24 protein-coding genes are annotated in these 20,132 nt (G+C 69.6%); 8 read left to right on the top strand and 16 right to left on the bottom strand.

The annotated features are described in order from the left end of the window. Positions 1 to 79: 79 nt before the first annotated feature. Positions 80 to 805 (top strand): nucleoside/nucleotide kinase family protein, encoded by a 726-nt coding sequence (locus ASC54_RS04955; protein WP_235451385.1) that lies wholly within the window; start codon positions 80 to 82, stop codon positions 803 to 805. A gap of 35 nt (positions 806 to 840) precedes the next feature. After that, positions 841 to 1,842 (top strand): LacI family DNA-binding transcriptional regulator, encoded by a 1,002-nt coding sequence (locus ASC54_RS04950; RefSeq protein WP_055897057.1) that lies wholly within the window; start codon positions 841 to 843, stop codon positions 1,840 to 1,842. 48 nt (positions 1,843 to 1,890) lie between these two features. On the opposite strand, the gene ASC54_RS04945 is transcribed toward ASC54_RS04950, so the two are convergent. The 4 genes from ASC54_RS04945 to ASC54_RS04930 form a co-directional block, all read right to left on the bottom strand. Beyond that, positions 1,891 to 2,655, bottom strand: coding sequence for an ATP-binding cassette domain-containing protein (locus tag ASC54_RS04945; protein ID WP_055898009.1), 765 nt, complete (start codon positions 2,653 to 2,655; stop codon positions 1,891 to 1,893). Then, positions 2,655 to 3,686, bottom strand: coding sequence for an ABC transporter permease (locus ASC54_RS04940; RefSeq protein ID WP_055856877.1), 1,032 nt, complete (start codon positions 3,684 to 3,686; stop codon positions 2,655 to 2,657). The genes ASC54_RS04945 and ASC54_RS04940 overlap by 1 nt, the downstream gene beginning before the upstream one ends. 94 nt (positions 3,687 to 3,780) lie before the next feature. Then, positions 3,781 to 4,887 carry a substrate-binding domain-containing protein gene (locus ASC54_RS04935; RefSeq protein ID WP_055897054.1) on the bottom strand — a complete coding sequence of 369 codons (1,107 nt, stop codon included), beginning with the start codon at positions 4,885 to 4,887 and terminating at the stop codon, positions 3,781 to 3,783. Between the two features lie 454 nt (positions 4,888 to 5,341). Next, positions 5,342 to 6,424 carry a Glu/Leu/Phe/Val dehydrogenase dimerization domain-containing protein gene (locus tag ASC54_RS04930; RefSeq protein WP_156376781.1) on the bottom strand — a complete coding sequence of 361 codons (1,083 nt, stop codon included), beginning with the start codon at positions 6,422 to 6,424 and terminating at the stop codon, positions 5,342 to 5,344. A 178-nt stretch (positions 6,425 to 6,602) separates the two neighbouring features. Between ASC54_RS04930 and ASC54_RS04925 the strand changes: the two genes are divergently transcribed. The 5 genes from ASC54_RS04925 to ASC54_RS04905 all read left to right on the top strand — a co-directional run bounded on the left by ASC54_RS04925 (position 6,603) and on the right by ASC54_RS04905 (position 10,759). Continuing rightward, a complete protein-coding gene (locus ASC54_RS04925; protein WP_055897051.1) occupies positions 6,603 to 7,073 on the top strand; it encodes an Lrp/AsnC family transcriptional regulator in 471 nt (156 codons plus the stop codon). A 174-nt stretch (positions 7,074 to 7,247) separates the two neighbouring features. Then, positions 7,248 to 7,826, top strand: a complete 579-nt coding sequence (locus ASC54_RS04920) for a PadR family transcriptional regulator (protein ID WP_055856893.1) — start codon at positions 7,248 to 7,250, stop codon at positions 7,824 to 7,826. 82 nt (positions 7,827 to 7,908) lie between these two features. Then, positions 7,909 to 9,540 carry an AarF/ABC1/UbiB kinase family protein gene (locus ASC54_RS04915; protein WP_082514951.1) on the top strand — a complete coding sequence of 544 codons (1,632 nt, stop codon included), beginning with the start codon at positions 7,909 to 7,911 and terminating at the stop codon, positions 9,538 to 9,540. 68 nt (positions 9,541 to 9,608) lie between these two features. Beyond that, on the top strand, positions 9,609 to 10,352 hold the full coding sequence (locus ASC54_RS04910) for a phosphatase PAP2 family protein (protein ID WP_055856898.1): 744 nt from the start codon (positions 9,609 to 9,611) through the stop codon (positions 10,350 to 10,352). Positions 10,353 to 10,426: 74 nt separating this feature from the next. Continuing rightward, the gene (locus ASC54_RS04905; RefSeq protein WP_055897047.1) at positions 10,427 to 10,759 is read left to right on the top strand and encodes a YciI family protein; all 333 of its coding nucleotides are present in this window, start codon (positions 10,427 to 10,429) and stop codon (positions 10,757 to 10,759) included. 24 nt (positions 10,760 to 10,783) lie between these two features. Here the strand turns inward: ASC54_RS04905 and ASC54_RS04900 are convergent, their stop codons facing one another. The 12 genes from ASC54_RS04900 to ASC54_RS04845 all read right to left on the bottom strand — a co-directional run bounded on the left by ASC54_RS04900 (position 10,784) and on the right by ASC54_RS04845 (position 19,141). After that, positions 10,784 to 11,176 (bottom strand): PPOX class F420-dependent oxidoreductase, encoded by a 393-nt coding sequence (locus ASC54_RS04900; protein ID WP_055856902.1) that lies wholly within the window; start codon positions 11,174 to 11,176, stop codon positions 10,784 to 10,786. A gap of 49 nt (positions 11,177 to 11,225) precedes the next feature. Further along, positions 11,226 to 11,930: a class I SAM-dependent methyltransferase gene (locus tag ASC54_RS04895; RefSeq protein WP_082514850.1), complete on the bottom strand. Its 705-nt coding sequence runs from the start codon at positions 11,928 to 11,930 to the stop codon at positions 11,226 to 11,228. A 49-nt stretch (positions 11,931 to 11,979) separates the two neighbouring features. Beyond that, positions 11,980 to 12,810, bottom strand: a complete 831-nt coding sequence (locus tag ASC54_RS04890; protein ID WP_055856907.1) for a phosphatase PAP2 family protein — start codon at positions 12,808 to 12,810, stop codon at positions 11,980 to 11,982. Between the two features lie 294 nt (positions 12,811 to 13,104). Then, positions 13,105 to 14,016 carry a cation diffusion facilitator family transporter gene (locus ASC54_RS04885; protein WP_055897043.1) on the bottom strand — a complete coding sequence of 304 codons (912 nt, stop codon included), beginning with the start codon at positions 14,014 to 14,016 and terminating at the stop codon, positions 13,105 to 13,107. Continuing rightward, entirely contained in the window at positions 14,013 to 14,717 is a 705-nt protein-coding gene (locus ASC54_RS04880) for a cation transporter (RefSeq protein ID WP_055897041.1), read from the bottom strand. Before ASC54_RS04880 ends, ASC54_RS04885 begins: the two co-directional genes overlap by 4 nt. After that, entirely contained in the window at positions 14,714 to 15,052 is a 339-nt protein-coding gene (locus ASC54_RS04875; RefSeq protein WP_055897039.1) for a helix-turn-helix transcriptional regulator, read from the bottom strand. Before ASC54_RS04875 ends, ASC54_RS04880 begins: the two co-directional genes overlap by 4 nt. Before the next feature lie 120 nt (positions 15,053 to 15,172). Further along, positions 15,173 to 16,075, bottom strand: a complete 903-nt coding sequence (locus ASC54_RS04870; RefSeq protein ID WP_055897036.1) for a hypothetical protein — start codon at positions 16,073 to 16,075, stop codon at positions 15,173 to 15,175. Next, entirely contained in the window at positions 16,072 to 16,695 is a 624-nt protein-coding gene (locus ASC54_RS04865; protein ID WP_235451384.1) for a DUF305 domain-containing protein, read from the bottom strand. The genes ASC54_RS04870 and ASC54_RS04865 overlap by 4 nt, the downstream gene beginning before the upstream one ends. A 68-nt stretch (positions 16,696 to 16,763) precedes the next feature. Beyond that, on the bottom strand, positions 16,764 to 17,222 hold the full coding sequence (locus tag ASC54_RS04860; protein WP_156376730.1) for a hypothetical protein: 459 nt from the start codon (positions 17,220 to 17,222) through the stop codon (positions 16,764 to 16,766). Positions 17,223 to 17,299: 77 nt separating this feature from the next. Continuing rightward, positions 17,300 to 17,722 carry a hypothetical protein gene (locus tag ASC54_RS04855; RefSeq protein ID WP_055897030.1) on the bottom strand — a complete coding sequence of 141 codons (423 nt, stop codon included), beginning with the start codon at positions 17,720 to 17,722 and terminating at the stop codon, positions 17,300 to 17,302. A 56-nt stretch (positions 17,723 to 17,778) separates the two neighbouring features. Beyond that, positions 17,779 to 18,309: a hypothetical protein gene (locus ASC54_RS04850; RefSeq protein ID WP_156376729.1), complete on the bottom strand. Its 531-nt coding sequence runs from the start codon at positions 18,307 to 18,309 to the stop codon at positions 17,779 to 17,781. Positions 18,310 to 18,625: 316 nt separating this feature from the next. Further along, complete coding sequence (locus ASC54_RS04845; RefSeq protein ID WP_055897024.1) at positions 18,626 to 19,141, bottom strand: hypothetical protein; 516 nt, start codon at positions 19,139 to 19,141, stop codon at positions 18,626 to 18,628. Positions 19,142 to 19,184: 43 nt separating this feature from the next. Here ASC54_RS04845 and ASC54_RS04840 point away from each other — a divergent pair, with 43 nt between their 5' ends. Then, on the top strand, positions 19,185 to 20,102 hold the full coding sequence (locus ASC54_RS04840; RefSeq protein ID WP_055897021.1) for a site-specific integrase: 918 nt from the start codon (positions 19,185 to 19,187) through the stop codon (positions 20,100 to 20,102). The last annotated feature ends 30 nt before the right edge of the window (positions 20,103 to 20,132 follow it).

Here is a 20,132-nt window from a genome sequence, read left to right as displayed (position 1 = left end):
CCCGATTGCGCAATCGCATGCGCACGGGCATGATCGAGGGGTGGATGTCCGTGCCGACCAGGAGAGGAAGGAACGCGTCGTGCGAGATGACGGGCCGGCAGCAGAGCGCCTCGGCGCCTCCCCGCGCGGCGACCTCGTGCCGGAATCGACGATCGGCGAGCTCGCCGACGACCTGCTGGCGATGGCGCGGCAGTCGGGCCATCGCGTCATCCTCGGGATCTGCGGGGCTCCGGGCGCGGGCAAGTCCGTCCTCGCCGACGCGCTGGCCGCCCACCTCGCGCGCGACACCGCGGTCGTCGTCCCCTTCGACGGCTTCCACCTCGCGAGCAGCGTGCTCGAGGGCACCCCGCTCGCCGCCCGTCGCGGAGCCCTCGAGACCTTCGATCTCGGCGCCTACCGCTCCCTCATCGAGCGACTGCGCCGCCGCGACGAGGCAACCGTCTACGCGCCCACCTTCGTGCGCGGCCTGGAGGAGCCGATCGCCTCGGCGATCCCCGTTCCGCGCGAGACGCCCCTCATCATCACCGAGGGCAACTACCTGCTCTCCGCCGACCCGATTCTGCAGGAGGTCCGCGGGCTGCTCGACGCCGTGTGGTACCTCGACACGCCGCCCGAGATCCGGCTCCCCCAGCTCGTGGCGCGCCACATGGAGTTCGGCAAGCCCGCCGCCGACGCGAGGGCCTGGGCCACCGGCACCGATCAGCGAAACGCCGAGGAGGTCGAGGCGACCCGCGCGTCGGCCGATCGGATCATTACTGTGAGGCGCGCGCCCACGCGCGCGGAACCCCCGCCCGAGCACCCCTGACACCCCGCACCCCAGGCACGCGAACGGAGAACCCCATGGTGACGATGTCGGACGTCGCGCGAGTCGCCGGCGTCTCCGCGACGACGGTCTCGCACGTCATCAACAAGACCCGCAAGATCGAGCCGGAGACCGAACGGGCCGTCCTCGCCGCGATCGCCGAGACGGGCTACCTCAATGACCGGGTCGCGCGCTCGCTGCGCACCGGCAAGACGATGACGATCGGGCTCGCGATCTCCGCCATCTCGAACCCCTACTTCGCGGACGTCGTCCACGCGATCGAGAGGACGGTCAGTGCCAACGGCCACTCCCTCCTGCTCGCCGACACGCACGACGACCCCGAGCACGAGCTGCGCGCGGTGACCGACCTGCTCGCCCATCGGCCCGACGGCATCCTCATCGCACCGTCCTCCGACCCGCAGACGGCGCTCGACCGGATCGCGAGCCGGCGCATCCCCACCGTCCTCATCGACCGCGTGCACCCCGAGATCGACAGCTGGCCCTTCGACGCGATCGGCGTGGAGAACGTCGAGCCCATGGCCGAGCTCGTCGAGCATCTCGTCGACCAGGGCCATCGGCGCATCGCGATGGTGGCGGGCAAGAAGGGCCTGCAGACGACGATCGAGCGCATCGAGGGCTTCCATCTGGGCATGAGCCGCCGCGGTCTCGCCAGCAGCGAGGCGGACGTCGCGCACGGCGCGGAGGACGCCGGTGCGGCGGTGGATGCTCTGCTCGCGCTCCCCGAGCCTCCGACCGCGCTCGTCATGGGCAACAACCAGGCCACCATCGATTCGATGCGCCGCCTCGCCGAGCGGGGCATCCGCATCCCGGAGGACCTGGCGCTCGCCTGCTTCGACGACTTCCCGTGGGCGGACCTCTTCCACCCCCGCCTCACGGCCGTCCGCCAGCCGGTCGACCTGCTGGGCTCGCGCGCGGTCACGATGCTGTTCGATCGCATGGCCGCGCCCGAGCTCGCCGCACGCCAGGTCCGCCTCCGCACGGAGCTGATCGTGCGCGACTCCGGAGCCCTGCGCCGCTGAGAGAGAGGAGCGCCCGCACGCTCGACGAGCGCGCGGGCCCCCTCGAGCTCAGGAGCGCGCGGCGCCCGTCATGATCGCGACGGCGTCGGTCATGCTGTGCGACTGCGGGGTGATGACGGTCGCGCGCTTGCCCAGCCGCTGGATGTGGATGCGATCGGCGACGTCGAACACGTGCGGCATGTTGTGGCTGACGAGGATCACTGAGACCCCGCGCTCCCGCAGCCGCCCGATGAGGTTGAGCACCTGGTTCGACTCGCGCACGCCGAGCGCGGCGGTGGGCTCGTCGAGGACGACGACCTTCGACCCGAACGCCGCCGCTCGAGCCACGGCGACGGCCTGCCTCTGGCCGCCCGAGAGGTTCTCGACCGCGACGGTCACGTCCTGCAGCGTGGTGATCCCGAGCTCGGTGAGCTCCTCGCGGGCGCGCCGCCGCATCGCCGGCGTGTCCATCATCCGCAGGATCGAGCCGAGCGGCCCGGGCCGCCGCAGCTCTCGGCCGAGGAAGAGGTTGGAGGCCACGTCCAGCGCGGGCGAGACGGCGAGGCTCTGGTAGACGGTCTCGATCCCGAGCGCGCGCGCGTCCTGGGTCCGGGAGAGCGTCACCTTCTTCCCGTCGAGGTAGATGTCGCCCTCGTCCGGGATCTCGGCGCCCGTGAGGCACTTGATCAGGGTCGACTTCCCCGCGCCGTTGTCGCCGATGACGGCGAGCACCTCGCCCGGCATGAGCTCGAAGTCGACGCCGTCGAGGCCGACGACGCGGCCGTAGGTCTTGACGAGGCGCTCGGCCCGCATCACGGGTTCACGGTCAGTCATCACTTCGCCTTCCGAATCCAGTGGTCGATCGAGACCGCGGCGATGACGAGCACGCCCACCGCGAAGGTCTGGTAGAGCGAGTCGACGCCCGCGAGCGAGAGCCCGTTGCGGAAGACGCCGACGATGAGCGCGCCGAGGAGGGTTCCCCAGATGATCCCTCGACCGCCGAACAGGCTCGTGCCGCCGATGACGACGGCGGTGATCGAGTCGAGGTTGACGTCGACCGCCGCGTTCGGTCCGGCCGCGTCGCTGCGACCGATCTGCAGCCAGGCGGCGATCGCGAGGATCGCCCCGGCGGTCAGGTAGACGCTCATGAGCACGCGGGTGACCGGGATCCCGGCGAGACGCGCGGCGTCCTTGTCGTCGCCGACCGCGTAGACGTGGCGGCCCCAGGCCGTCTGTCCGAGGACGAAGGCGAGGACGAGGTACAGGACGACCATGATGAGCACGCCCGTCGTGATGCGCACGCCCGCGATGTCGATGATCGAGCCCGTCCAGGTCAGCAGCTCGGGCAGGTCGGCCCCGATGATCGTCTGGCCGCCCGAATAGAGGAGGGTCAGGGCGATGAAGATGTTGAGAGTGCCGAGCGTCGCGATGAACGGCGGCAGCTTGAGCCGCGTGACGAGCGCCCCGTTGAGGGCCCCGGCGCCCACCGCGGCCAGGAACCCGACGACGAGCGCGACGGCCGCGGGGAGCCCGCCGGCCTCGGTCGCGAGCTGCGCCATGACCATCGACGAGAGCACCATCGCGGCGCCGACCGACAGGTCGATGCCGGCGGTGAGGATGATGATCGTCTGCGCCGCGGCGACCGTCCCGACGATCGCGACCTGCTGGACGATGAGCGAGAGGTTGTTCGGCAGGAGGAAGCGCTCGTTGAGCAGGCCGAAGATGATGACGGCGATGAGCAGCACGATCGCCGGGCTGAGCGCCGGGTACCTCAGCAGCAGATGGCGGATCCGCGACGCCGGCGTGGACCTGTCCAGGAACTCGGTGGCGAGATGGATGCCATCCGTGGGCGGATTCGATGTCATGTCGATGGCCTTTTCGTTCGTCGCGGATCAGGATGTGCGGCGTCGGCCCTGAGGGTGACCCCAGGGCCGACGCCCGTGGTGGATCCGGTGCCGTCTAGCCCCAGCAGAGCTCGCTGGCCTCGGCGGTGTCGATGCTCTCGACGCCGTCGACCGGGTCGTCCGTCACGAGGGCGACCCCGGTGTCGAAGAAGTCCAGTCCGTCGGTGACCTCCGGGGCCTCGCCGGTCTCGACGAGCTCGACGATGGCCTCGACGCCGAGCCGCGCCATGTCGACGGGGTACTGCTGAGCCGTGGCGTCGATGATGCCATCGGAGACGTACTCGACGCCCGCGCATCCGCCGTCGACCGAGACGATCAGGGCGTCGTCCTCGCGTCCTGCCGCCTCGAGGGCCTGGTAGGCGCCGAAGGCGGCCGGCTCGTTGATCGTGTAGACGATGTTGATGTCCGGGTTCTTGGACAGCAGGGTCTCCATCGCTGCGCGGCCGCCGTCCTCGGCGCCTCCGGTGGCCTCGTTGCCGACGATCTCGTAGTCGCCGCCCGAGTACGTGCCGGTCGGCGCCTCATCCCCGTTGAGGTTCGGGTCGGCGACGTCGATCCCCATCCCCTCGAGGAAGCCCTGGTCGCGGTTGTAGTCGACGCTCACGATGCGGTCGTCGAAGACGTCGAGCAGGGCGATGACGGCCTTCTCGCCGTCGAGCTGCGCGGCGGCCCACGAGCCGATGAGGTTGCCCGCTCGACGGTTGTCGGTGGCGAAGGTGATGTCGACGACATCGGCCGGGTCGGGCGCGGTGTCCAGCGCGATCACGTACAGCCCCGCGTCGCGGGCCCGCTCGATCGCGCTGTTGACGCCGGGCCCGTTGAGGGCGATGAGGATGCCCTCGTCGCCGCGGGCGATCGCGTTCTCGATGGCGGTGATCTGGCTCGCCTCGTCGCCGTCCTCGCTGCCCGCGGCGAAGGTCAGCTCGACGCCGGCCTCCTCGGCGGCCGCCTCGGCGCCCTCCTGCATCGCGACGAAGAACGGGTTCGCCTCGGTCTTCACGATCAGCGTGACGCCGATCGGGTCGTCGCCCTCGGTGCCCTCGGTCGCGCCGCTGTCGGCGGAGGCGGCGCATCCGGAGAGCAGCAGGGCAGCGGACGCGAATGCGGCCGTCGCCGTGGTGATCCGTCCGAAGCGCGGTGCTCGTGCAGTCTGACTCTTCATTGAATCCTCCTTGGAATCGGTCATCCCCCGTTGGTGCCGAAACACAGTCAAACAGCTCCGCATGCGATTGCGCAACCGTATACGCAGACGAATGCGCGAGCGTGCATCAGGTTCGGCGGGCGTCCGCGCGTGAGGTGCCGCGCAGGAGAACGCCGACCAGGACGGGGCACGGCGGCACGACGCTTCCGAGCAGGGCTGCTCGCGGCCGCCGGGGCGCAGGCGTCGGGCGCGCCGGATCGCTGGCCGCAGTCGGCCGTCGCTGGCCGCCCAACGCTGCGTCCGACCGACCCCACGAAGGATGCAGTGCGCGGTGTCGCGATGCCCACGCAGCGTCCTTGCTCGTCCTCCTCCGCTCGCGTCAGGCGCTGCGGGACGGAGACCGGGATGAAGGTCGGTGCGTCGAGCGTCGTCGCGATGACGGCGACCGGCGTCGACTCGTCGGGTGCGACATCCGTCAGACCGCGAGCACCCCGACCGCGGACGCCGCGCGCGCCCGCTCGACGCGCTCGACTGCGAGGGCCTCGGCCGCCGCGAGCGGCGTGACGCCCTTCGCGCGCGCCGCGCACAGGATCTCCGACAGCGTGTCGCCGATGCCGCGCAGGCGCGCGTCGATCGCGGCGGGCGAGGCGCCGTCGCCGGTGAGCGCGAGGTGGATGACGCCGCCCGCGTTGACCACGAAGTCGGGTGCGTAGAGGATGCCGCGGGCCGCCAGGTGCTCCGCTCCCGACCGGTAGGCGAGCGGGTTGTTGGCCGGGCCGACGACCGCGCGGACCGGCAGCGTCGCGATCGTCGCCGGGGTGAGCACCCCGCCGAGTCCGGCGGGCACGAACACGTCCGCGGGGGTCGTGAGGGCGGCGTCGACGTCGATCCAGGTCGCGCCGAGGTCAGCCGCGAGGGCGCGCTTCGACTCGGCGATGTCGGTGACGAACAGTCGCGCGCCGGCGCGGGCGAGCCGCTCGGCGAGGCGCGAGCCGACCTGGCCGAGACCGGAGATCACGAACGAGCGGCCGACGAGCGAGCCGGAGTCGAAGAGCTCCTCGATCACGCGCTCGATCGAGACGTACACGCCGAGAGCGGTGCCCTCGGCGGGCTCCCCCGCCCCGCCGTTCGCGGCAGGGAGGCCGACGACGTGCTCGGTGCGCTCGCGCACGACGAGCATGTCGTGCTCGGTGGTGCCGACGTCCTCGGCCGTGCGGTAGCGCCCGCCGAAGGTCTCGATGAGGTCGCCGAGGTCGAGCAGCGCGGCACGGCGGCGCTCGTCGTCGACGACGTCGTCGGGGCCGAGCGCGATGACCGACTTGCCGCCGCCCGCGCCGATGTCGGCGAGCGCGTTCTTCATCGTCATCGCGGAGGCGAGGCGCATCGCGTCGGCGACCCCGTCGATCCACTGCGGGTAGCGCCACATGCGGCAGCCGCCGAGCGCCGGCCCGATCGCCGAGGAGTGCAGAGCGACGGTGATCGCGAGGCCCGAGCGCTCGCCGCGCACGGTCGAGACGCGCTCGTGGGTGAACTCGGGCAGGGGTGCGGTCGGCATGATGACTCCAGGGAGATCGGTGCGGTCGTGGGCGGGATCGATCCGGCGCCCGCGCGGGATCGCCGCTCGCGCACCGGTGCGCATCATGACCAGTGAGTCAACGCCGTCTGCGCGTTCTGCGCCAGTGCGCCTGCGACAAGTGGTCGATCCGACCATGATGAGCGCGTACTGTGAGCGCACCATGGTCAATTCGCCCAGACTCCTCGATCGGTCGAGCCGGCGCATCCTCGCCGCTCTCGATCGCGACCCGCGCGCGACGGTCGGCTGGCTCGCCGAGGCGCTCGGCCTCGCACGCGGTACGGTGCAGAACCGCATCAGCCAGCTCTTCGACGGCCGCACGCTGCGCCCGCACTCGATCACCGCGCATCCCGAATCGCTCGGCTACGCGGTCCGCGCGATGGTGACCGCCGAGGTCGATCAGCACCGCTTCGACGACGCGATGGTCGCGCTGCGCGAGATCCCAGAGATCATCGAGTGCGTCGCGATGTCGGGCGTCGACGACCTGCTCATCCAGGTCGTCGCGCGCGATGCCGACCATCTGTACGAGGTGGGCCAGAAGATCCTGCGGTGCCCGGGCATCCGACGCACCGCGACGTCGCTCGTGCTCAAGGAGCTCATCGAGCACCGGATCGCCCAGCTGCTCGTGGACTGACCTCGATCGCGGAACGTCGAGCGAAGGTCGCGGGGCCTCGGGGAAGGACGAGCAGACGCTCAGGTCGCTCGACAGGGGCTTGCGGCCGGCGGTGAGCGCGCATCCAGAGACGCGGCGTACCGTCGGCATCAGCACGGCGGCCGTTCGCGCCGCCCTCTCCGAAGGGACTCCCCGATGCGCAGCTCCTCCTCCGCCGGCTTCGACCTCCGCGAGGCCGTCGACGGCCTCCGCGACGCGTTCTCGCCTCGCTCCGGCGGGCGCTCCTCCACGACCTCGGGCCACGGCGACATCCGGGTCGCCGTGCTCTCCGCGCTCTCCCGCGAGCCGATGAACGGCCACCAGGTCATGCAGACGATCGCGGCCGCGAGCGGTGGGGCGTGGACGCCCGGCGCGAGCGCCGTCTACCCGATGCTGCAGCAGCTCACCGATGAGGGGCTCCTCCACACGCAGAACGACGGCGAGCGCACGGTCTACTCGCTCACCGAGACGGGTCGCGCGGCCGCCGCCGAGGCGACCGCCCATGCGGCCGCGGCCGCCGACGCGCACGACCACGAGCACGCCCGACGCGACGAGCACGACTGGCGCCTGCCCCGCTGGGACGAGACCTCCGCCGCCGTGCCGCGCGCCGGCGCCCGCCTCGCCCAGGCCGCGGCGCAGGTCGCGCAGTCGGGCTCGCGCGAGCAGAAGGAGCGCGCGGCCGCCCTCCTCGACGAGACGCGGCGCAAGCTCTACGCCCTCCTCGCCGAAGGCTAGGAGGGTGCCGACACCCGGCGACGAGACGCTCTCCGCCGAGGTCCAGCGCAACCCGGCTCTTCGCGCGCGCTACCGGCGGATCATGCGCTTCGCGGCGCGCGCGCTCGTGCAGGCGTGGTGGTTCGAGCTCGTGCTGCCGCGGTTCGGCCTCGGCCGGCTCGCAGCGCGCGGGCGCATCCGTCGCCTGCAGCGGCTCTCGCGCCGATTCCACGACCTCGCCGCCGATCTGGGCGGGCTCATGATCAAGGTCGGCCAGTTCCTGTCATCGCGGCTCGACGTGCTGCCGCCGGAGATCACGCGCGAGCTCGAGGGGCTGCAGGACGAGGTGGCTCCCGAGCCGTTCGCGGCGATCGTCGCGCAGGCCGAGCGCGAACTGGGCATCCCCCTCGATCGCGCGTTCGGGTTCGTCGACCCGACGCCCATCGCGGCCGCCTCCCTCGGTCAGGCGCACCGGGCCCGCCTGTCGCCCGGCATCGCCGCCGACCTCGGCTTCGAGGACGTCGTCGTGAAGGTCCTGCGCCCCGGGATCGAGCAGATCGTCGAGGTCGACCTCGCCGCGCTGCGCCGTGTCGGCCGCTGGCTCTCGCGCGTGCGGCTCGTCAACCGGCGCACCGACGCCCCGGCGCTCGTGGAGGAGTTCGCGACGACGAGCCTGGAGGAGATCGACTACGTCCACGAGGCCGTCAACGTCGAGCGCTTCGCCGCCGACTTCGCCGACGATCCGCGCGTCGGCACCCCCGTCGTCGTGTGGGAGCGCAGCGCCCGCCGCCTGCTGACGCTCAGCGACGTCACGGCGATCAAGATCACCGACATCGCCGCGCTGCAGGCCGCCGGCATCGACCCGAACGCCGTCGCCGCCGAGCTCGCGCGTGCGACGTTCGAGCAGATCTTCGTCGCCGGGTTCTTCCACGCCGACCCGCACCCCGGCAACATCTTCGTCACCCCCGCCGCCGGCGGCGACCCGGGCGGCTTCGCGCTCACCTTCATCGACTTCGGCATGATGGGCGAGATCGACGACGAGCTGCGCGACGGCCTGCGGCAGTTCATCTTCGCGGTGGCCGCCCGGGACGCCCGCGGCTGGGTCGCGGCGACCCAGCGCCTCGGCGTGCTGCTGCCGTCGGCCGACACGGTCGAGCTCGAGCGCGCGATCTCGGCCCTCTTCGACCGCTTCGGCGGCATGGGCGTCGCCGAGCTCACGCGCATCGACCCGCGCGAGCTCGAGGCGTTCGCTCGCCAGTTCAGCGAGGTCATCCGCACGCTCCCGTTCCAGCTGCCGGAGAGCTTCCTGCTGCTGATCCGCACCATCTCGCTCATCTCGGGCGTCACGAGCGCCCTCAACCGCGACTTCAACATGTGGGACGCGGTCGACCCCTTCGCCCGCACCCTCCTCAACGGCGGCGGCGCGTCGACGGCTCGATCGCTCGGTCGCGAGGCCGTGTCCATCCTGTCCGCGCTCGCCCGGCTCCCCCAGCGGGTGGATGCTCTCGCCACGCGCCTCGACCGCGGCGAGCTCGCCGTCCGCAGCCCCGAGGTCGAGCAGCGCCTGCGCGTCATCGACGCGAGCGTGCGCCGCACGACCTCGGCGATTCTCGCGGCGGGGCTGCTCATCGCGGGCGCGATCCTCCGCCCGGGTGACGAGGTCCTCGGCACGGTGCTGGTCATCGCCGCCGCGCTGCCGGCCCTGCACGCCGTCGCTCCCTGGCGCCTGCGGTAGAGCGGAGGTCGCGATACCCTGCGGTGACATCTCGGCGTGCCGGGCGGAGCGACGGAGGAGTACCGGGAGTGACAGAGACGGCCGCGAAGAAGCCGGGGGCGCTGCGTCGCTTCCACGAGAAGTTCGTCGTCGAGGAGCGGACGGTGCGCCCGTCCGCCCGACGGAATCTGTACATCATCGCCGGGTCGCTCGGCGCGATCGGGCTCGTCGCCTTCCTCGTCATCCTCGACTCGGTCCGTGAGAGCGATGGGCTGTCGGTCATCGATCAGCCGATCCAGGACTGGCTGCGGAGCATGGAGTCGCCGGGTCTCACGATCGTCATGACGATCATCGCGAACGTTTTCGGCCCCATCGCGATGCCGATCATCGTCCTCGTCACGACCGTGTGGTGGGGGTTCGCCGCCAAGCACGCCTGGCGACCGTTCGTTCTCGCCGGCGGCATGATCGTCGGCGTGGCGATCGTGCAGACGCTCGCCCCGATCATCGGCCGCGACCGCCCGCCGATCTCCCTCATGCTGCTCGACGCGGACTACACGCCGTCGTTCCCCTCCGGGCACGTCATGGGCGCGACCGACTTCCTGCTCATCACGACCTTCCTCGTGTTCTCGCGCCGCCGGTACCCGATCTCGACCGTGATCGCGTTCCTCGTCGCGATCGTCCTCGTGGCCGCGACGGCGGTGTGCCGGGTGTACCTCGGCTACCACTGGCCGACCGATGCGCTCGCGTCGATCTCGCTCTCGCTCATCGTGCTCGGCGGCGTGATCGCGATCGACACGTGGCGGACGGTCCGGGTGGGCACTCCGCAGCCGTGAGGCTGCGGCAGGTGTAGCTTCTCCGTCATCGGCGTCGTCGCCCGCACGGTCGCCACCCGTATCGGAGGTCTGTGATGACGAAGTACGTGATCTCGCTCCCGAGCGGTGTCATGCAGGTGCCCGACGGCCAGTGGCAGCAGGTCGTCGACGATTCGCACCAGGTGATCCGCGATCTCAAGGCCGCAGGCGCCTACGTCTTCGGCGGAGGCATCGACGAGGGCGTCGAGCCGGTCACGGTCGCCGCGGACGGCGCCGTGAGCGCGCCGATCTACCCGCCCTTCGACGGCGGCTTCACGATCATCGAGGTGCCGACGCGGGAGGAGGCGCTGCACTGGGCGCAGCGGATCGCAGCCGCGTGCCGGTGCCCGCAGGAGCTGCGCGAGTTCATGTACGACGAGGAGTCGTAGCTCGGCTCCGGCCGTGGCGGGCGCCTACTCCTCGGTGATCCGGATGACCACGCGCTTCTCGCGCTCGGAGCCCAGGGAGCCCTCGAGCCGCATGACGAGGGGGTACTCCAGCGGCATCTTGGCGCGCAGCAGCGCGGTGACGCGATCCACGGCCGTCTGATCGTCCTGGAGGCGTCCCACGGCGCGGACGGCTCGACTGCCCCGCCGCGGCCGCCCGAATCGTCCGCACGCCGTGAGCTCCACCTGCGCGTCATTGCGCAGTCGCTTGACCTTGCCCGAATCGCGCGGCGTGGAGACGAGGAGAGCGTCACCGTCGCGCGCGACCCACACGGGTGTGGAGACCGCGGCTCCCGTCCGGCGATACGTCGTCAGGAGCAGGAAGCGCTGATCGCCCAGCGAGAGGAGCGAGTCGGTCATGCCCCCACCCTAGGCCCGTGCGGATCCGAACCGGCCGACGCCGCCTCGATCAGGCCTTCTCGAGCACGAGGAACAGGAAGCACAGGAAGGCCGACTTCTCGCCGCTGCGGATCTTCGGAGGGAGCAGCTCCGGCGGGGCGAGGGGCGACACGGGCGGCTCGGCGAGCGCCGCGATCCGGAATCCGGCCGAGATGACCGCGTCGGTGACCGCGTGGAGCGGTCGATGCCAGTAGGTCAGCGTGCCCGCCTGCCCGGCGAACTCGTACTCCTCAGAGAATCGTCGCGTGACGAAGTAGTCCTGATCCGGGTAGTTGATCATGTAGACCGTCGGGTGGTTGACGGAGACGATCAGACGCCCGCCCGGTGTCAGCACGCGACGCAGCTCGGCCAGCGGCCCCGACCAGTCCTCGAGGTAGTGCAGCACGAGCGAGGCGACGACGACGTCGAACGACTCGTCATCGTACGGAAGCGGCTCGGCGAGATCCGCCACCTCGAGCGGTACGCCGTCGCCCAGCCGCCGGCGCGCGAGCTCGATCATCGCGGGGCTGCCGTCGAAGCCGGACATCTCGGCGCCGCGCTCGCGCAGGGCGGCCGAGAGCGGGCCCGATCCGCAGCCGGCGTCGAGGATGCGCCGGCCGCGGACATCCCCCGCCAGCGCGATCATCGCGGGCCGCTCGTAATGGGCGTTGACGAGACTCGAGGCGTTCTCCGCGTCGTAGGCCTCGGCGAAGGAGTCGTAGTGGTCTGTCCTCATGGGGTCCTCTCCGAAAGACGGCGGTGGCGCCCGCACGAACCTAGAGGACTCAGCGTGCGGGGGGCGTCGCGTTCTCCACGTCCGCCACTGCCCGGCCCATCCGCACCGTCTCGCCTCGCGGCTGCGGTCGGATCGCCCACCAGCACACGGCCAGCCACAGCGGCGCGAAGAGGAAGCTCGCGAGCACGTCGCTCGGGAAGTGCATCCCCTGGTACATGCGCGCCCACGCGACCAGCAGCGGGAGCACGATGGCCGCGGCGACGGCCACGACGCGCACCGCGCCGCGCGACCAGGCGAGCACGAGCAGGGCGATGCAGCCGTAGGTGACGATCGTCGCCGCGACGTGCCCGGACGGGAACGACGACGTCGCCGGCTCGCCGGCGAGCTGCTCGACATCCGGTCGCGCCCGACTGATCGCCACCTGGGTCGCGAGGAAGATGGAGGTCTCGCCCGCCGCAGCGGCCACGACGACCAGCGCCGGCGCCCAGCGCCGCGTCAGCGCGTGCGCGACGGTGGCCGAGATGACGACCATCGCGATGATGCCCGGCGTGTTCCCGATCTTGTCGCCGATGTGAGCGAGCGCGGTCAGCGGATCGGTCCGGCTCTCGACCAGGCGCTCGATGATGGCGACGTCGAGGTCGCGCACCGGCGCCAGGACGGTCGTGATGAGCGCGCCCATCCCGATGAGCAGCCCCCAGAGGGCCGCGGCGGCGCCGACGAGACCGACCGCACGCTGCCAGGCCGGGCGAGTCGCCGCGGTGCGGGTCGAGCCGGCCGTGGTCTCGATGCGCGTGACGCGTCGCGCGATGAACCACAGCACGGCTGCGACGGGAAGCGCCCACCCGATCTCGGCCGCCACTCCGGCGAGGAACTCGATCATGGACGCCGCCTCACTGGCCTCGGTGGAGGACCCTACGACCACGGCAGGACCCTGTCCCCGCGCATGGTGCCGTGCGTGGGGGGTTTGCGGAATGAGCCCGCCCTCCGCGCTTCAGGCGAACCACAGGCGAACTTCGGGCACATATCCGCAAACGAGATCGATGACGATCCCACGCTGTGGCTACAAAAATCCCATCGCTGACCGTAGCGGGGCGACACCGCGACAACAAGGTGAATCACCGGCACCCCCGATGATCAGGAGCTGACGAGCCGCGGCTCCACGATGGTTCGACGGTCAGTGGAGGTCGTGCGATCGGCCCGCTTCTGCAGGCTCCAGCTGGAAGGTCGAGTGGCCGATGGCGACAGAGAAGTGTTCTGCGACGCAGGTTTCGAGCGCCTCGGTGATTTCGGGAGCGTGGCCATCGTGGAAGCACCCGTCCTCGACGATCACGTGTGCAGTGAGAACCGGCAGGCCTGTCGCGATCTGCGTGATGTGCAGATCGTGGACGTCGACCACGTGTTCCTCGTCGAGGAGGTGCTGCCGAATGGCTTCGAGGTCGACCCCTCGTGGCACAGACTCCAGCAGCACGTCCACGGCATCACGGAGCAGTCGCACCGTGCGCGGGATGATGAGAACACCGACGAGAAGCGCGGCGATCGAATCGGCCTGCTGGAAACCGGTGGTGGCGATCACGACAGCCGCAACGATGACGGCCACCGATCCGAGCGTGTCGTTGAGAACCTCGAGGAACGCCGCCCGCATATTGAGATTCTCGCGCCGTCCCCCGGCCAGCACGACGACCGCGGTGAGGTTGGCCGCGAGCCCGATGACGCCGAAGACGAGCAGCTCGGGCCCCCCGACCTCTGCCGGGTCGCTGAGACGCTGGATCGCCTCGATGGCCACGAAGAGCCCTACCCCAAGAAGCACCGCGGACTGCGCCGTCGCTGCGAGGACCTCAGCGCGACGAAACCCCCACGTACGGCGCGAGGTCGCCGGGCGCACCATGAGTCGAGCCGCCAGGAGAGCAACAAGAAGGCCGCCAGCGTCGGTGAGCATGTGGGCTGCGTCAACCAACAGAGCAAGCGAACCGGTGACGATTGCGCCGATCACCTCGGCGATGAAAACGCTGAGCGTCAGCCCGAACGCAATCGCTAGGCGCCGAGGAGAGCTACTCGCGGTCCCATGACTGTGCGGCTCTTCGGTCATACGCCGGCTCCGCGGCTGGAGATCGCGTCGCCGCCATCGGCATCTGGATCCTTGTGCTCCATCAGCTCGCCGATCGCGGTCGAGCACGTGTCGCCGTTCCACGCTTCAATACCCTCGCGGATAGCGAAGGCGCCGATCACGAGAGCGGCGACGGCATCCGCCCATGCCCATCCGAGCGTCGCGTTAGCGACAAGACCCAACAGGACCGCCGCCGACAACAGGGAGCAGATGAGGGTCTGCTTGGAGTCGGCCACGACAGTCGCTGATCCAAGCTCTCGTCCGGTGCGTCGCTCGATCAGAGAGAGGACGGGCATCACGACGACACTGATGGCGGCGAGCGCGATCCCCACGCCGCTGGACTCGGGCGTGCTCAACCCAGTCAACGACAGGGTCGAGCCGACGATGGTATACGCGGCCAGAGCGAAGAAGGCGAACGCGATCACCCGAAGCACCGGCTTCTCATACCGTTCAGGGTCTCGTCTGGTGAACTGCCAGGCCACCGCGGTCGCGGAAAGGACCTCGACGCCGGAGTCCAGCCCAAACCCGATGAGCGCTGCCGAGTCGGCGGCGGCCCCGGCGATGAGAGCGATGACGCCCTCCACGACGTTGTAGACGATGGTGATGGCAACAATAATCTTGACCCTTCGACGCAGCGCCGATCTCCGCGCGACGTCCGGCGCGACGGTGGTTGGGAAGGTCATGCGGGCACCGATCCGGCGTGGACATCACAAGCGTCCTCGGGGTCGACGGCGAGCACGACGCCGACGAGATCCTGCAGCGCGTGACGGAGACGAGCGTCGGAGATGTCGTATAGAACCCGTCGGCCTGCCGGCTCGGCAACGACGATGCCGCAGTCGCGAAGGCAGGCGAGGTGGTTCGACGCGTTCTGTTTGGTGATCCCAAGCTCATCGACCAGATCAGCCGGATAGCGGGGTTCGTCGAGCAGTGCCAAGAGAATCGCCGCGCGCGTCGGGTCGGCGAGGGCCTTCCCGATGCGGCGAATGGCGTCGAGGCGGGACAAGGACATAGAGGTCATGGCAAAACTGTACATCGGACGATGTACTGTTCGCACCGGGGCTGGCATTTCTGGTTCGGTCTGCCGCCCGCCAGCGGAGTGGGTCCAGCACGACTGGTCCCACCCCGCCGGCACTGCGGATCAGAGAGCGACGATCAGGTTCCAGGTGGTTCCGCCGTCCACTGAATGCATGACCTGTGTGGTGTCCGCCACGATGATCGCACCGGTCATGCCTACCGAGATGGCGGCCGGCTCGAGGGGGACAGCCCCGACCGCCTCCCACGTCAGGCCGTCGGTCGAGCGGTGCAGGACACCCTGAACGTCGATGCCGACCATGGTGAAGGTGTCGGACTCCGTCGGGCTCGACGCGAGAAGCACGAGGTAAGGAGCATCCGGAACCGCCTCGAAGCTCTGCCCTCGATCCCGACTCACGACCAGGCCGTTAGATGTCGTGGCGAGCAGCGCCGAAGCATCGGCATTCCACGCCACTGACGCCGCTGCGATGGCGGCGCCCTGCTGCCAGCCAGCTCCGCCGTCCGGGCTGACCATCACGCGCCCGGAGATGGAGTCCACACCGGCGAGCATGGACATCCCCGGACTGGTGCCTCCCGCTGCGAGCGAGTGAAAATCGGCCTCGCCTTCCAGGCTGATCGCTGTCCACTCATCGCCGGAGAGGTCGGACTCGCGGAGCCCGATAGCGCCCGGCCCCTCCTCAGTCGGTCCAGGGTGCCCCGAGACGAGCAGACGATCGCCCACTCGAACCAGCCCCATCGCATCGCCTCGCCAGTCTCCGAGGGGATTCGCCTCTGAGACGGTCTCGCCATCGTGCGGCATGCCCGCAAGAAGGATGCCCTCGTGGGTGGCGATGTGGACGAATCCGGTCATCTCGTCGAGGTCGATCGCGTGGACATGCGATACGCCAGCTTGGAACTCCGGCGCGGGCACCTCCTCCCGGTTGCCCTCAGCGTCCGGCGCTGTACACCCAGCGATGAACAATGTGAGGGCGGTCACGACCGCTGCGAGTGCCGCCTTCGGCGCGATCATGAGTCGAGCATCGAGCGCATCAGCTCGATCTCGGCTGCCTGATCGGAAATGATCTGGGTCGCCAGGTCGAGGACGTCCGGGTGGCGGCCGTCATCCAACACGTCCTGCGCCATGACGATCGCCCCTTCATGGTGCACGATCATCAGCTCCAGGAACAGGTCACCCGCCTCGGGGCCCGGCGCTTCCTCCAGAGCCTGCATGTCCTCCTCGGACATGCCCATCATCGAGCCCATGCCAGAATCTCCGTGATCCATGCCGCCCATGCCCTCGGCGGGCATCGAGTCCCACTCCTTGAGCCAGGACTCCATCAACTCGATCTCAGGCTCCTGCGCTGCCTTGATCGCCTCGGCAAGCTCGATCACCTCCGACTCGACGCCGTCCTTCTCGAGGAGCATGTCGGCCATCTCGACGGCTTCTTCATGGTGCGGGATCATCATGCCGACGAACATGACGTCGGCGTTGTTCGGCTCGACCGAGGCGTCGGGGGCGGAGGATGCTGTCCGGTCGGAGTTTCCGGCGCTCATGTCCATGTCGGAGGGCATCGCGCAGGCCGTGAGGGTCGCCGCCACGGCGAGGGTCAGGGCGCCCGCGAGGGCGCGCCGCATTGCATTGGTGGTCATCATTGGTCCTTCATCTGTCGGTGTTGTCTGGTGAGCAGTGGAGTCGGCGGGAAACCGAGCTCCGCGCATCACCTGCGACTGATGCCGAGCGAGAGAAGGTTCGGGGTCGCTGCGCCGACGGCAGCAACAGCCGTCTGCGCGACCAGGAGGCCGATCGCTTCCGCAGCTCGGTGGATCGATTCGCGCCACCGGGGCATGAGCAGCAGCGTCACCGCGGACATGATGAGAAGGCCGCAAACCGTCAGCACGTGCATCTGCCCCTCAGTGAGGCAGGTCGAACACGTGTCTGTGGGAGGGACTTCGCCCGGGTTGGCAGTGAGCGCCGAAGATCCGGCGTGGTGGCTGGATGCAGGCGGCGCCTGAATGCTCGAGTGAGTGTCGATGGTGAGAGCGGCGGAGAGCGTGTGCTCGTCGTGGCTCGCCGATCCCGCGCCGTGCCCTGCCATCAGCGCTCCGAACAGGGCAAGTGCCAGCGCGATGAGCAGACTCATCGCGCGCGCGCTCGTCGTGCTCAGGCCGATTCTCACGCGGCAATAGTGCCACGAGGTGGTGCGGAATGACTGTGTGTGAGCGGGTCGCGGGGCAGCAGAGGCCCGATCTCGGCTCATCTGTCCACGCCGCCACGGTCGATGGTGCCAGCTTCGGGAGCTTGTGATCGAAGCCATCGCGTTAGCGCGACGACGTAGCCGGTGATCGCGGTCACGGCGATGACGAGCCATGTCGTGTCACCTCCCGGCATGTAGTGCGCAGATACGTGCCCGAGGAAGATGTCCATCCATGCAGCGTGAGGAGCTCCTGCCCGGAACAGCAGGTCCGGCGCCATAGCGAAGACGTGAAGCCCGAGGACGAGCATGAGGAGGAAACGCGGACCCGGTGCCTTCCGCACGCGGAGGTAGATCGCCATGACGATTATCGCCACGATCACGGCGACGAGGAAGTGGGTCGCCCAGTGGAATCGGGCGTCGTGGACGCTGTAGCTCAGGAACAGCAGGACCTCAACGACTAGCAGAAGCGCCAGCTGGATCATCAATGAACGCGGATGGAGCGCTCGATAGCTGGACGCGCCGGGCCGATGCTCTGCTCTCATTCCACGGCCCCGCTGATGACGTCGACTTCGAAGGCGTTCTTGAGGTACTGGGGGTCGATCGTTGCGTACCGCACCTGGCGGCTCGAATCGACCACCGCGTAGCCGATGGGCGGCCCGCCATCGACCGGTGCGGGCATGCCGATCGCGTCCACCAACGATCCGTGGGCAACCTGAACCGGCGTCACGACGACCAACGCGGCGCCACCCGAAGTCACGTCCGCGGACCACTGGTCCCACGTTCGGCCTTCGGGTTCCTCCCGCTCGAAGAGCACGATCACAGTGCGCTCCCCGAATCGAACACCCGCGACGTCGGCATCGAGTACCGGTCCATCACGGAGAAGTCCATCCCGCTGGAACGCTGGCCGAGGGTCATCGAGAGGCCCCGGCGGCCGCACGAGGATGGCGACTACCGCGATCAGGAACAAGACCAGCAGCGCCGCAGATGCGGCCGGCACCCACCATCGCATTGGCGGAAACAGGCTGCCGCTCTTCGCGGATCGGTCGGACTCCTCGGCTGCAGCCTGCACGGCGCCACGTTATCCCGTCCTTGTCAAACCTGACCCCGCATCCAGACGGTATCGCCGTTCCCCTCAGCGCGACAGCTGGCTCGCGACTTCCGAGGCCCGTCGTTAGGACGCCGATCCGTGGCAGGCAAAGTGGGAGCCGCTCCACGCTCGCTTGGCACCGCGAGGCTGGTAGATCTTCTCGTCGCGGCGCGACCTTCGCCCACGCTGCTTGTCCCGAGCGCGAGACGTGCACGTCCGATGTGGCGAGACACCACGGGACAGGTGTGTCCTCCGAATGTCCGCGCTCTGTCCTTCGGGGGGACATGGATGTCCGATGTCATCGTGACGCGTATGGGTCGGGCGCGCGACTCTCGAAGCCCTGTCCGATCTCCCGGTCGATCAGCCAGTCGCCCATGATCGTTGCCGCCTCCCCCAGTCCGTGGAGCTCATCGAGCGAGCTCCAGCGGGCCCACCGCGGCGTCGCAACGTTCACGCGCGGGAAGTGGGCAGCACCGAGTCGGACAATCTGACTTGTGGTCCATCGCCAGCCGACTTCGACGACGAACCCGCGGTCCACACGTCCGCATGCCTGGGCGATGGCAGCCGGATCGTCCACCGGCCAGGTGGTCACCCATGCCCACTCCTCCGTGTGGCCCACCCGGCCAAGCAGATCGACGAGCGTCAGCAGGTTCGAGCTGTAGTGCGACTCGCCTGATCGGTTCCTCCACCCGAAGAGGAAGGGCTGGAAGTCCGTTTCAGCGACAAGCTGGAGCCTACGGGCGGTGGCCATCCGGTTGAGGGTCGGGTGCTCGTGGACAGGCAACGATCGGGCCTGCGGGGCGGCAGTGTGCATCGGGGCTCCTCCATTGTCGGGGGTAATGGCGATAGTAATCACCATGTCCGACACGAAGCTGCTGGAGAGCACGCTGCGCCTGTATCAGGCCAAGTCTTCCGCCTCGGAGTGGACAACCATCGGGCCCTTCGTGCTGGAGACAGCCACGGCAGCGGCTCCCCTGGTCAGCTACCCACCGCGTCGAATCATCCATGCGCTCTGCAACCTGGCCAGGGCGTGTGTTGAACTCGGCTGGCCGCTCGAGACAGCCACGGCGCTCCGGCGCGAGGTCATCGACTTCGCCGTGTCGAATCAGATGCCGAATCTGTCCGCTGGCAGTCGGACGTGTGTCCGCCCGATCCTGCTGAGGATCGCGGAAGCGATCGGCCCCGAGGGGACGCCTCGTCGACTCGCAGCGCTCCCTGGCTCCGAACCGAGTCGGCCGTACACATCCGAAGAGCTGGGCGAGCTCGCCTGGTGGGCGCGAACCCAATCCGGCCGGTGGAGGTGCGGGAGCGCTCTCGCTCTGGTCTCGCTCGGGGCGGGCGCAGGTCTCACCTCGTCGGAACTGCTCCACCTCCGTCGCGGCGACCTCACGCGCGAACCGGGTGGGACGACGGTCGAGGTCCGAGGGCCGAGACCGCGGCGGGTTCCGCTACTGGCATCGTGGGAATCGCCATTGGCCGACGCGTGCGTTGATCTCGATGACCGCGACTGGGTGTTTCGGCCGGGCCCCCGCGGCCACCACCTGAACCTGGTGACCAACTTCATCGCGAAGTCTGCGGGAGCCCCGAGCGCCCGGCCGAACATGCAGCGGTTGCGCGCCACATGGCTCATCCGCCACATCAGCGCTGGTACGCACCTCATCGCGCTGTCCCGCGCAGCAGGGTTCAGCTCGCTGGAATCACTGAACCGCTTCATGCCCTTCGCCGACGCACCGATGGACGAGCTTGCCGACGCGGAGCTTCGACATGCCATGTAGCGGGGGCCAGGTGAGGCTCACACTCCGGCC

It is taken from the genome of Yonghaparkia sp. Root332 (assembly GCF_001425665.1).
Taxonomy (GTDB): domain Bacteria; phylum Actinomycetota; class Actinomycetes; order Actinomycetales; family Microbacteriaceae; genus Microcella.
The sequence above is the reverse complement of the archived record's forward strand: the minus strand, read 5'-3'. Positions and strand labels throughout refer to the sequence as shown.